The following is an 11,479-nucleotide window of genomic DNA, read 5'->3' as shown; positions in this document are numbered from 1 at the left end:
GATTTGTGTATAATATAAGTGTTGTTAAATTAATGACAAAGGGGAGAGGAAAAATGAAAAAGGCAATTGCTTTTGCGACTGACGCCAAGTATATTATGGCTTTGGAAACGGTTGTTAAGTCAATTTTGTTAAATAATGATGACACAACAATATATGTTATTAATACAGATATTCCAGTAGAATGGTTCTTTCAATATAAAAAAATCCTTGCTAATACAAGCTGTCAAGTAGTCAATGTACAGATTAATGATGAGCAATTAAAATGGGACGAATCATTTAGTTATATAACTAAAATTTCCTATGCGCGTATCATGCTAGGAAGATTACTACCACAGGAAAAGCGAGTACTTTATCTCGATGGTGACGTCGTGGTGAATGGTAACTTGGATGAACTTTTGGTTCTATAATATTCTGTACTGATGAAAATTTTGAAGTATATTTCAAGATTATCATCAGTACTTTTTTTATTGTAAAATTGTATAAAAAAAGAGAAGTCGACTGAACCCCGGTTTCTCTAAGAAAGGATCGACTTCTCTATGTCTAATAATATCAAATATATAACAGGAATTAAAGATAATCATATTATTTTGGATAAATCAAAAGATAAATTCTCCGAATTCGCTGATTTTACAGTTTTGAACTGTGTTCAAAATTTTAATTCTCCTAAACGCTGTCCTAATTGTGGATTCAATATGGTTAAAAATGGTAAAACTCCTCAGGTTTTAATTCTTTGTCCTAAAATGGCTGCTAAACCTTTATATATGGGTATCCGTAAACAAAAATTTATCTGTAAAAATTGTCATTCAACTCGTGTATTCCCTATTTTAGGGGTTGAAGAACACTGTTCTATTTCAAATTATGTTAAACAACAAATCGTTGTTAACTTCAAGCGGCCCACATCTATGAAAGACACTGCTTTTGAATACTCTGTTTCCAGTAACACTGTTCAAAGATGTCTGGAATCTACTGAAGATACTTTAAATAGAGTTAAGAAATCCTTACCTAACGCTATCGCTTTAGATGATTTTAATTCTGGCACAAATATTACAGATAAAATGAGTATGTTATTAATTAACGCAGATACTCACGAAACAATTGACGTTATTCAATCACGTCGTGATGCTGCTCTACGTTCATATTTTCTTCGCCATTATAGTAGACGTGAACGTCAAAAAGTTCGCTTTGTTATTGTTGATCTTTATCAACCTTATCGTAATTTAATTCATGATTTGTTTCCCAATGCCAAAATTATCGCAGATAAATATCATGTTGTACTTCAAGTTAGTCGCGTGCTTCAAAGCACTAGAATCGCTGTTATTCGTAAGTTCGGTTTGAGATCACATGAAGGACGTGCCTTGAAACGCTACTGGAAACTATTGATGAAAGATTCAACTGAACTGGACTTCATGCATTTCAATAGACGACCAAACTTTAAACATTCTCTGTTGTGCGATGAAGATGTGGTTAATCGTTTATTAGAAATGGATTAAGAACTTAAAGAGGTTTATAACTACTATCAAGAAGTCCTTTACGCTCTACGTTCTAAAGATGCTGAACGCTTTAGCGATATTATTAATCAAAAATTAAGTACCATTCCTTCTAGAATGCGTAATGCTCATCGAACATTGAGAAAACATAAGGAAGAAATCCTTTTGACATTAACTCATAACTATACAAACGGACCAATTGAAGGAAAAATGAATAAAATTAAAGTATTAAAACGCGTAGCGTTTGGGTTCAGAAGTTTTAAAAACTTTCGCTTACGCATTTTATTATCGAGTCAAGCTACTACACTAAACATCAAAGATAAAAAGCGCAAAAAAATAACGGCTAAGCAGCTTGTTCTACAAGCAACCTAACCATTACTTTTTGGACTATATTTAATTAGATTTCTTCATCAGTATTAATTGACAAAGAACCTTCATTACTACTAATGTTAAACTTATTACATTCTTTCTCTTTATTTTTTCCATAAAAACTCAATCAATACACGATCTACTTGAGAATTTTCATGAAGCTGACTGTGTTGGGCTTTTTTCCCGGTAAATTTTACTTCTCGATATGATTTCGCCTTTTCGCTGACAAGGGAACGTAAAGATTGGGATGAAGTATTTGATACCCGACCATCACTTTGATTATTAATATCGCCGTATAGATTCAAAAATTGAATTTTATCCAAGTTTTTAACTTGGCGGATTCGTTCCAAACTCTGATATGTAGCTGATTTTTTTGTTGGCGTACCGTCTTTGTTCAACTGAACATTTGCCGGTTCATTCATCCCTTTTATTCCATTAAAATGCCCCGCAATGTCAACAACTTTAACCACTTGCGGCAATCTTAAATTATCAGCTTCATTAATAATATAATACATTATCGACATATTCCCCATCGAATGTCCAACAAGGTTGACTTCAGAAATTCCATACCGTTTTTTCAAACCTAACATAACATTTTTAGAATATCGTGTTAATTTCGCTTCATTACCATCCCGATTATTGCGGTAATTCACAAGAATAATCGGATTTATATCATCTTTTTTAACAATTCCATGAAATGTAACCTTCCCATTTTCAGAAACATCCGCCTCAACGATTGTCTTTGTCACTCCAGCACGTTTAGCTGCTTGTGCCATGTGCCTTTCAGCGTTACTGGAACTCCCATATCCATGGAAAAAAACAGTTGCTCTTTTTGCGTGATGATAAGTTGTCGTATTAATCTTATTTTGTACGCTGTTATATGCCAAAATTATGCCGCCAATAAAAAGCATCCCCAACAATATACTTAGTTTTTTGATTGCCATTTATTCACCTACTTTATTAATATCTAATCTTAACTAGTAAAGGCACCATTTGAGCACGATGCACGATGAATCAAATAAGTAGATGATGCTATCGTCATTTTGAGGCTAAAATTTTATTCCTTCATTTTGTAGACCTTTTATTTTGCCGCAAACTAATTTTCAACTCGTAAGTTTAATTCTGCAATCATCTCATCCACGCTTGTTGCTTGATAAGCATATTCAACCCCTTCAAGAGCTAAATCTTGATAAGTTAGTACGGGTAGTTCGCGTTGATTGAAGAATTTTTGATCCGCAACTTTATTTGATTCTTCCCCTAACATTAACACAGCTTTAACCTTATCATAATTAAAGTTTTCCTTTATGAACACTTTTTTCACAAAGATATTCGGATGTGCATTCAACCTCAACACTTTGAATGTTACTTCTGTCGGTGCCACGATTAAAAAACTTACTTGTGGACATTGTTTAGCAATCTGCTCAATTCCTCGAATATTTTCTGTTAGCGTAAATACAAGCACTTGTTTTTGCGCTTGATTTTCTTGATACATTGCCAATGCATCCCGGACACTCATTTCATGATACATCCACCATTCTTGACGTCCATTAGTATCTCCCATCCATGTCCAAGGTTTGTTTTGTCCAGTAAAATGAATAATCTTTCTTTTATTTTGCAAAAAATTTTTCTTTAGTTTGTTGAGAGACTTTATAAGCCTCTACGCCATAAGCCATATTGTATTCTGGTGCGAGCTCATAAATTGAATCATAATCAAAATAGGCATTAAAGACATGTTGATCATCTGCTTGTTCATCAAGTCTGATTTTCTTATCTGTATGTTCAATATATGCAATTCGGCGTTCAGTTTCTTTTTTTAACCCGTCTACATAATTATTTTGCCGCCATACATCACAATCAAAAAGAAGCACCCCTGAGTTATACCGATTAGTCATCGTTTTATATCCAAACCAATCTAATGCCATCCCAAGGGATTTTCCATTCAAATCAATTCTAAATAGTTCATCCAAATTAGCATTCACGACAACATCACAATCAAGATACAACACTCGATTAATGTCTTGTGGCAACAAATCTGGTAAAAGCATACGCGCATACGAAATTTTAGTAATATATTTAAATGAGGCATCCCATTTTAGTTCTGCTTCACTAATCTTCCAATCAATTACACGATTAGTTGTTCCGAAAAGAAAGTTATGATATTTCATAAAATACTCTGCAGGAATGTCAGTATTCACGACATAAATATTTAATTGGGCATTATGTGCGATTAACGATTTAATGGCGACATCAAGTTGATCCACATATCTATTATCGACACAAAAGACTATATTTTTCTCCATCGTAGTATTTTCTCCTTTATTTTTCCGATATATAACTCATAGTTAATTCTTTAACTTTATTAATCAAGTCTTTTACATCTTGAGCTTGATAAGCATATTCAACATTTTCAAGTGCTAAATCTCGATATGTTAGTATAGGAACGGACATTGAATTGAATAATCGTCCATCTTCTTCTAAATTAAATTCTTCTCCCAACATAAGTATTGCCTTAATTGAAGTAAAATCAAAATAATCCGCTCTAAATTGTTCTCTCACAAAGATATTTGGTTGCATATTTAATTTCCAAATTTCCCTACTTATAGCTGTTGGTGCAACCACAATGAAATCAATCTTGGGATTAGCAGCGGTTAGCTCTTTAAGCCCACGAATATTTGCTGATCGAGTATACACTAGCATTTTCCGTTGTTCAAATAATTTTTGATGCATCTTCACTGCATCTTGAACACTCATAAAATGAAAATCCCACCAATTTTGACGTCCGCGCATATTTCCCCATTCAGCCCAAGGTTTAAGCGGACCAGTAAAATGAATAATTTTTCCTGCTTTAATTTCTTTAAATTTATCTCTAGCATATTGCGCCATGCCAAGAATCATCGTTCCAAATTGCGTGTTCATTTCGTAAGGTAATTCATACACATTATCATAATCAAAATATACATTGACAACATGTTGATCATCCGCCCCAAGTTCAGGCGGGAGTGCTTTTGTAGCTTCTTCTTGAAGTTTAACTCTTTTTTCAATCTCTTCTTTTAAGCCTGAAACATAATTATTTTGCCGCCAAACATCACAGTCAAATAACATCACTCCTGAATTATAGCGATTAGTTGCAGTTGCAAAGTTTAACCAATCAATTACTAAACCAACAGCCTTATCCATCAAGTCTATTTCAAATAACTGATCAATATTATCAGTCACCACAATATCACAATCTAAATATACTACCCGTTTTAAATGAGGTAATATTTCAGGGATGAGTAAGCGTGCATAAGAAATTTTAGTGATATATTCAAACGATGCATCCCATTTAAGTTCTTCTTCTTCGATTTTCCAATCAATTACACGGTTGCTCATGTCATTCAAAACATGTTGATATTTCATAAAATATTCGTATGGAATATCAGCATTCACCACATAGATATTTAAATCTTCGTTATAAGCGATAAGCGATTTTATTGCAACGTCCAATTGCGATAGATATCGATTATCAACACAAAAGACAACATTTTTCTCCATAATTTTTCTCCGTATTCCGCATAAAATTAATCACTCTAATTATAACAAAATACTATTCGGGGGAGTTAATGTTTTTTACAATATGATTTTCACTGACTTCAAGAAAAGAAACGACAGTCAACTTTCCCTCTCTAAAATAGGCGAAGTTACGCTTCTTTTTCCTTAAATATCAAAGAAAAGAGCACAAAAAAAGTAACCATCTAGCAGCTTTTTACAAACTACTTAACCGTTACTTTTTTAGAATATATTTTTATCAGTATTAATTGACAAAGATCCAATATATTAATGATTTATCAGTTGCTATTAAATCATTAATTGCATAAAATGATAATTTGCATATTTATGTAGTAAATACTGATATCTCGTCAGAGTTTTTTTTAAAATTCAATGAACAACTAACGAATACAAATAACAGGGTCTTTGACTGGAAAATTGATGAAAATGAGCTTAAATGGGATGCGTCTTTTGAGTATATCAGTAAGATTTCATATGCCCGATTGTTGCTACCAGATTTACTACCACACCTTAAAAGAGTATTATACTTGGATTGTGATATTGTAGTTACTGATAATCTTGATAGATTGTTTGAAATTAGTTTAGAAGGCAATCCGATTGGGATGGCAATTGACTGGTTTTATTTCAATACAAAGGATAATCGCTATAACTCGGGTGTGATGTTAATTGATTGTGAATTATGGCGAGAAAAAGGCTATGTTGAAGGAATAAAAAAGGAAGTAGATAAGCGTCTAAAAAATAATTTAAAGGCCGATGATCAAAGCGTGGTTAATGGATTTTTTAATTATACACACATTTTTGAGTTATCAACTGACTATAATGCTGCGTATGGATCGGATATCTTAGCGTTTTCAGAGGAAATTAAAGAAAAATTTACAGCTCATAATAGTGCTAAAATTATTCATTTTACGGGGCCTTATAAACCATCTGCTAGTAAGTCGTTCATGCGTGGACGTCAAAAATGGTGGGATTTTTATTTTATGAGTGTCAATGAAGCACTCCAGCTATATGTCAGCCAGCAGATTAAAAAACAAGTCTTGGTTTATACCAGAACTGAAAATATGAGGGGAATCGTTGAATTAGCACAAGCATTCCCCAAAATTAATTTTTTGATTATGGCACCAACCGAAGTTAGTCTAAAGGTTTTAAAATTAAATCAACATCCGAATGTTTTTGTAAAAGCAAATGTCATAGCAAAGTATTACGACTATAGTAATATTAAGGCAATTTTGATGCTTGGTGAAGAGGGGAGTACGTATGAAGAAAGTCAATACTTTAATGAGATCGGGCTTCCTATTTTGACTTACAGAGATTTAGCTTATAAGGATATAATTTATGAATATCAAGCCGATGGGATTGCTGATTTAATTGCTGCAATCAAAGAAAAATATAGCTAGCGTAAAAAGTTCGAGTCTAAATTTTATGACGCATAACACTTAAATTCTTGTAATAAAAGTGGTATACTTGATAAAAAGTGAGAAGATTCGAGGGATAAAAGTGAAAAAGAAAAGTTTTATCGCAACTGGGATTGCAGTGGTTGCTTTAGGAATTGCTGGGGGAGCATGGTATTCTCACCAACAAACATACTTTAACCAAAATACCTACATTAACGGGGTCAATGTTAGTGGTAAGTCAGCTAGTCAAGCCTTAGCTAAGTTAGAAAAAGCTAAGGTTGCCAATGAACTTTATGTTGGTAACAAGCGTATCTATAAGGGTAATGACATTCATACCGGTATTTTAGCAACTGATAAAGCTAAAGTAGCTAAAGTTTTGCAGGAACAAGTTTCTCTCTTACCTAATACGAGTAAAAAGGAATACTTCATTCAAGTTAAACAGGCTGATGAAGCTCGAAGTCAAAAGTTAGCGACGAAGTTGGAAAACTATTTAGATAAAGAAAATGAAAGTCGTCAAGCGCCAGTGGATGCTTATGCTGTTTATCGTGATGATAAAGTAAGTCTTGTCAAAGAAAAGGCAGGCAATACCTATGATGTCAAGAAGATGATGCAAGACTTTCAAAAGCAAGCAGACGCGGGTGTGATTAAGGTAGCTAGAAAGGAAGCTAAACCTTTAACTACTGATAGTAAGACGGTCCAAAAGCAAAAGACTAATCTTGAAAGTCTAGTAATGCGGAAGGTAACTTACAAAGTCCAAGACAAAGATTACGAATTGAATGCTAAAGACCTCATTACATCAGCTTCTTACAAGGGCGGGCAATTAACTTTTGATACCGGTAAGTTAGCTAACCAAATTAAGGATATCAATGCTAAGCAAGCAACCTTAGGTAAGAGTTTTAACTTCAAGACGACTGGTGGTTCAGAAATTACCGTTCAAGATGGAAGTTATGGTTGGAAAATTTCTGAAGCTAAGGCTAAAAAGACTTTATTAGCTGCTTTGCAAGCTAATAAAGCCTCTGTGAATGCCAAGGCAGATATTTACGGAACTGGTTTCTACGATACTGGTACTGGTTATGACGTGACTGCAGCTAATGGGATTGGTGATACTTATGCGGAAGTATCAATCTCTCAACAAATGGCTTGGTTCTACAAGAACGGGACCTTAATTACTTCCTTACCAGTTGTAACAGGGAATGTTTCTGATGGTAGTTCAACTCCAATTGGGGTGCACTACATTGGTTACAAACAATCACCAACTGTCTTACGTGGGGTTCACTCAGATGGTTCATCCTACGCTTCACCAGTGCGGTACTGGGCGCCATTTACGGTGGATGGTTGTGGTTTCCACGATGCAAGTTGGCGTCACAATTGGTCAGGTAGTGCCTATTTAAACGATGGTTCTAATGGCTGTGTCAACATTCGTCCTAGCAGTATGGCCACAGTTTTTGGGGCATTAGAACAAGGTGAACCAGTGATTGTGCATAACTAGATGAGAGGCTATGGCTTTCTAATAGCGGAGCCACAGTTTGGTAGTAAATAAATAACCCGAGGGTATTCAAAATCCTCGGGTTATTTGGGTTTACATTGAAAGAAATTTAGTCATCAATTTGTGGAGCGTGGCCAAGTTCGGCTTGTAGCATCCAAATTTTCTTTTCGATTGCGGTGTTGAAACCAATGAAAATGTCTTGGGTAGAAAGGTCATTTTCATCACCGGAAATCTCTGTGCCTTCTTGGTAAAGTTGGGCCAAATAACGATAGCCAGCAAGTAAGTGCTCGAAACGTTCATTCATAGTTTTATCGTAGCTACCTTTTTCATCCTTAATTTTAGTGTGGGCAGCCATCTCACTTAAAGTCGAGTATGGTGAACCTCCTAAGGTAATTAAGCGTTCGGAGATGACATCTAACTGATCATCAATTTCAGTCATGAAATCATCCATCAGTGGGTGTAGTTTCAAAAAGTTTTGCCCTCGCATGTACCAGTGAGCTTGGTGGATAACCATGGACATTTGGCTGAGGTCAGCAACGAGTTGGTTTAAAATCTCTTTTGTCTTTGGGTATTTCATTGTAAAATTCCTCCTCGTAATTTGATTATATATTAAGCCTAGCACAGTCTAATTAAAAAATCGCGAAGAAATGATTACGTTTTCATAAATGTCGTCAGTAGTCGTGCTGAAAAGCTACTTACTGGGAAACTCAGCTTGCGTTATAGTTAGATAAAGGTTAAGATTTTATTAATAAAGGAGGAAGAGAATTTGGGAGAAATTCGTTATGCTTTCCGGCAGGCTTTGCCAGTTATGACCGGCTTTATATTTTTGGGATTTGGCTACGGCTTGTATATGAATAGTTTGGGCTTTAGCTTTATTTATCCAACCCTAATGGCCCTCACAATCTACGCAGCTCGGTAGAATTTATTGCGGCTGATTTTTTGACCAAGGCTTTCAATCCTTTGGTTGCATTTGTGGTAGCCCTAATTGTAAATTCCCGCCACTTTTTTTATGGTCTATCGATGTTAGAAAAGTATCAGAATGCTGGGAGCGCTAAGTTCTTTTTGATTTACGGGATGTCTGACGAAACCTTTATGGTTAATTATAGTCTGCGCCCTCCGAAGCAATTAAATCTTACACGTTGCTACTTATATGTGACCATATTTGATTACTTTGCCTGGGCCTTGGGTTCAATGTTAGGTGGACTTTTCGGAAACATTATCAATATTGAAGTTGAGGGGCTTTCCTTCATCATGACAGCTTTATTCTTAGTGCTATTTTTGGAGCAATTCCTAAATGAAGAAAGTCATTTGAGTTCGTTTAGTGGTTTTATTTGCGGGGTTTTAGCCCTAATTTTTATTGGTGGACAAAATTTTATCCTAGTAGCAATCTTAGGGGTAGTGGCTATTTTCTTAATTCAAAACTACCTGTGTGGTAAGAAAGTGGGTGCTTAGATGACTGTGATGCAAGAATTTATTACCGTTACAGCTGCAGTTTTAGCGACGGTTTTAACACGTTTTTTACCCTTTTGGATTTTCAATAAGCAAGAAAAGACGCCACGTTTAATTACTGATTTAGAGCATTTTTTACCCGCTGCAATTATGGCAATTTTGGTGGTATATTGTTATAAAGATGCGGATTTTACGGGGCCGAGTCATGGTTTACCAGAATTAATTGCAGGAGTGTTAGTAATCATCGTTCACCTCTGGCAACGCAGTATGTTTTTAAGTTTGATTGTTGGTACTGGTGCATATATTTTGTTAATTAATTATCTGTTTTAGAAAATTGAGGAGGGGTTGCCATGGAAGCTTTGGCAGTTTTGAAAATTGAATGTGCGAGCGAACTAGAGGAGGCTTTGACCTACTACCTTCAGGAAAGTTATGCCTTAGCTGGTTTGGAAAGTCGGCGTCGGAGTGATTTTGAAGTAGCTAGTCAGCGTCATGATTCTACGTTTGTTGATTTGACAAAGATTAAAAATTTACCCGAAGACCTGGAATTAACGGCTTATTTGCCGGTTGATGTTGACCAAGCGCAAGTTTGTGCTCAATTGCAGGCTAAAATTCGGGAGTTAGCGGGTTATGGACTGGCGACCGGGAAAGTGAGGGTCTACTTTGAAGCGCAGGCTTTGACTAATTGGGAGACTACTTGGCAGGAAAATTACCCGGTAATTAACTTTTCGCGTCATTTAGCGTTTGTACCAGTTTGGCAAACTTATCAACCGCCTATCCGGATCAAGCAGTGATTAAACTTAACTCTGGTTTAGGTTTTGGCACGGGGGAACATCTCACAACACAACTGGCACTTTTGGCAATGGAGCGCTATTTAACGCGCCCTGTGAAGCTCGCAGACGTTGGAACTGGTAGTGGTATTTTAGCGATTGCGGCGGCCAAAATGGGACAAACAGATATTTTAGCAACGGATATTTCGAGTCAAGCCATTGAAGCAGCCCGGGAAAATGCCACACTTAATCAGTTGACCACTATCCGTTTTCAACAAGGTAATCTCCTTGAAGGAGTTTCTGAAAAATTTGATCTGATTTGCGCCAATATTTTGGCAGAGATTTTGCAAGAATTTAGTGAAAATTTGGCTAGTTACCTCACAGAAAATGGCGTGGCAATTCTTTCAGGGATTGAAACTAGGGCTACCCAGCTTGGATGAAAAATTACAAAAGTTAGGTTTTAAAGTGAAATTACATCTGAACGAAGAACGGTGGCATTGTTTAGTCGTGGGCAGGTAAAGAAGTTTTAGAATTAGGTTTGACAAAAGTTAATTTAACCTCTAAACTTGAAAATGGGGTGAAAACAGTGCCGAAAAAGAGCGTCAAAATAACGACACGTATGCAAAAAGATTTCACTAAAATTGGCCGAAAAAAGTCAACTTTACAAGGGGTAAGCGAGGTTGCCAGTAAATATCAGATAACTGAAAAACAAGCTCGTAAGGCTATGGATGAATGGATTTCGGTGCAAGTAACAGCGCGTTATAAGGATTGTAGTCCTCAAAGTATGGAGGACGAGCGAAAACTGGCCCGAGCGAAACGTAACTATGCTGCAACCTTACGAAAAACGATGCGAATAAAGAAAAAATTTTCAAATCGTCGTCGGACTTGGTAGATGGAGTACCATAATTTAGTAAAAATAATAGTTACTTTATATCAAATAATAATCTAATTAATAATAACAAGGACTTATTACAAGGA

The 11,479-nt window shown here is 35.6% G+C and carries 14 protein-coding genes and 1 pseudogene; 10 read left to right on the top strand and 5 right to left on the bottom strand.

Annotated features, from left to right (window positions below; translation table 11 throughout):
- Positions 1 to 53 precede the first annotated feature (53 nt).
- A complete protein-coding gene (locus tag JCM10991_RS13735) occupies positions 54 to 407 on the top strand; it encodes a glycosyltransferase (RefSeq protein ID WP_056986787.1) in 354 nt (117 codons plus the stop codon).
- 129 nt (positions 408 to 536) lie between these two features.
- A pseudogene (locus JCM10991_RS15925) lies at positions 537 to 1,859 on the top strand (ISL3 family transposase).
- A 101-nt stretch (positions 1,860 to 1,960) separates the two neighbouring features.
- Here the strand turns inward: JCM10991_RS15925 and JCM10991_RS10150 are convergent.
- The 4 genes from JCM10991_RS10150 to JCM10991_RS10135 form a co-directional block, all read right to left on the bottom strand.
- The gene (locus JCM10991_RS10150; protein ID WP_025021401.1) at positions 1,961 to 2,800 is read right to left on the bottom strand and encodes an alpha/beta hydrolase; all 840 of its coding nucleotides are present in this window, start codon (positions 2,798 to 2,800) and stop codon (positions 1,961 to 1,963) included.
- 152 nt (positions 2,801 to 2,952) lie between these two features.
- Positions 2,953 to 3,417, bottom strand: coding sequence for a hypothetical protein (locus tag JCM10991_RS10145; RefSeq protein WP_162149521.1), 465 nt, complete (start codon positions 3,415 to 3,417; stop codon positions 2,953 to 2,955).
- A 46-nt stretch (positions 3,418 to 3,463) separates the two neighbouring features.
- Positions 3,464 to 4,156 carry a glycosyltransferase family 8 protein gene (locus JCM10991_RS10140; protein WP_025021399.1) on the bottom strand — a complete coding sequence of 231 codons (693 nt, stop codon included), beginning with the start codon at positions 4,154 to 4,156 and terminating at the stop codon, positions 3,464 to 3,466.
- 16 nt (positions 4,157 to 4,172) lie between these two features.
- Positions 4,173 to 5,390 (bottom strand): glycosyltransferase family 8 protein, encoded by a 1,218-nt coding sequence (locus tag JCM10991_RS10135; RefSeq protein ID WP_025021398.1) that lies wholly within the window; start codon positions 5,388 to 5,390, stop codon positions 4,173 to 4,175.
- Between the two features lie 332 nt (positions 5,391 to 5,722).
- On the opposite strand from JCM10991_RS10135, the gene JCM10991_RS10130 reads away from it, so the two are divergent.
- Positions 5,723 to 6,802, top strand: a complete 1,080-nt coding sequence (locus JCM10991_RS10130) for a glycosyltransferase (RefSeq protein ID WP_081781997.1) — start codon at positions 5,723 to 5,725, stop codon at positions 6,800 to 6,802.
- Positions 6,803 to 6,902: 100 nt separating this feature from the next.
- A complete protein-coding gene (locus JCM10991_RS10125) occupies positions 6,903 to 8,288 on the top strand; it encodes a L,D-transpeptidase family protein (protein WP_051528002.1) in 1,386 nt (461 codons plus the stop codon).
- 106 nt (positions 8,289 to 8,394) lie between these two features.
- Here the strand turns inward: JCM10991_RS10125 and JCM10991_RS10120 are convergent, their stop codons facing one another.
- The gene (locus tag JCM10991_RS10120) at positions 8,395 to 8,862 is read right to left on the bottom strand and encodes a Dps family protein (RefSeq protein WP_023858815.1); all 468 of its coding nucleotides are present in this window, start codon (positions 8,860 to 8,862) and stop codon (positions 8,395 to 8,397) included.
- Positions 8,863 to 9,051: 189 nt separating this feature from the next.
- Here JCM10991_RS10120 and JCM10991_RS15920 point away from each other — a divergent pair, with 189 nt between their 5' ends.
- The 6 genes from JCM10991_RS15920 (at position 9,052) to JCM10991_RS10100 (ending at position 11,393) form a co-directional block, all read left to right on the top strand.
- Positions 9,052 to 9,204: a hypothetical protein gene (locus tag JCM10991_RS15920; protein ID WP_225349963.1), complete on the top strand. Its 153-nt coding sequence runs from the start codon at positions 9,052 to 9,054 to the stop codon at positions 9,202 to 9,204.
- Between the two features lie 41 nt (positions 9,205 to 9,245).
- The gene (locus JCM10991_RS13720) at positions 9,246 to 9,737 is read left to right on the top strand and encodes an AzlC family ABC transporter permease (protein ID WP_263640315.1); all 492 of its coding nucleotides are present in this window, start codon (positions 9,246 to 9,248) and stop codon (positions 9,735 to 9,737) included.
- Positions 9,738 to 10,064, top strand: coding sequence for a branched-chain amino acid transporter permease (locus tag JCM10991_RS10110; protein WP_025021395.1), 327 nt, complete (start codon positions 9,738 to 9,740; stop codon positions 10,062 to 10,064).
- A gap of 20 nt (positions 10,065 to 10,084) precedes the next feature.
- Positions 10,085 to 10,525, top strand: coding sequence for a 50S ribosomal protein L11 methyltransferase (locus JCM10991_RS16235; RefSeq protein WP_263640314.1), 441 nt, complete (start codon positions 10,085 to 10,087; stop codon positions 10,523 to 10,525).
- Positions 10,486 to 10,941 (top strand): 50S ribosomal protein L11 methyltransferase, encoded by a 456-nt coding sequence (locus JCM10991_RS16230; RefSeq protein ID WP_263640313.1) that lies wholly within the window; start codon positions 10,486 to 10,488, stop codon positions 10,939 to 10,941. Before JCM10991_RS16235 ends, JCM10991_RS16230 begins: the two co-directional genes overlap by 40 nt.
- 98 nt (positions 10,942 to 11,039) lie before the next feature.
- Entirely contained in the window at positions 11,040 to 11,393 is a 354-nt protein-coding gene (locus JCM10991_RS10100; protein ID WP_025021394.1) for a hypothetical protein, read from the top strand.
- Positions 11,394 to 11,479: the final 86 nt, after the last annotated feature.

It is taken from the genome of Ligilactobacillus equi DSM 15833 = JCM 10991, from assembly GCF_000615765.1.
GTDB classification, from domain to species: domain Bacteria; phylum Bacillota; class Bacilli; order Lactobacillales; family Lactobacillaceae; genus Ligilactobacillus; species Ligilactobacillus equi.
This window is presented reverse-complemented; position numbering and strand designations above follow the sequence as displayed.

Coding starts and splice junctions, on each gene's coding strand:
- JCM10991_RS13735 (WP_056986787.1), top strand. CDS start 54: ATGAAAAAGGCAATTGCTTTTGCGACTGACGCCAAGTATATTATGGCT.
- JCM10991_RS10150 (WP_025021401.1), bottom strand. CDS start 2,800: ATGGCAATCAAAAAACTAAGTATATTGTTGGGGATGCTTTTTATTGGC.
- JCM10991_RS10145 (WP_162149521.1), bottom strand. CDS start 3,417: ATGGGAGATACTAATGGACGTCAAGAATGGTGGATGTATCATGAAATG.
- JCM10991_RS10140 (WP_025021399.1), bottom strand. CDS start 4,156: ATGGAGAAAAATATAGTCTTTTGTGTCGATAATAGATATGTGGATCAA.
- JCM10991_RS10135 (WP_025021398.1), bottom strand. CDS start 5,390: ATGGAGAAAAATGTTGTCTTTTGTGTTGATAATCGATATCTATCGCAA.
- JCM10991_RS10120 (WP_023858815.1), bottom strand. CDS start 8,862: ATGAAATACCCAAAGACAAAAGAGATTTTAAACCAACTCGTTGCTGAC.
- JCM10991_RS10110 (WP_025021395.1), top strand. CDS start 9,738: ATGACTGTGATGCAAGAATTTATTACCGTTACAGCTGCAGTTTTAGCG.
- JCM10991_RS16235 (WP_263640314.1), top strand. CDS start 10,085: ATGGAAGCTTTGGCAGTTTTGAAAATTGAATGTGCGAGCGAACTAGAG.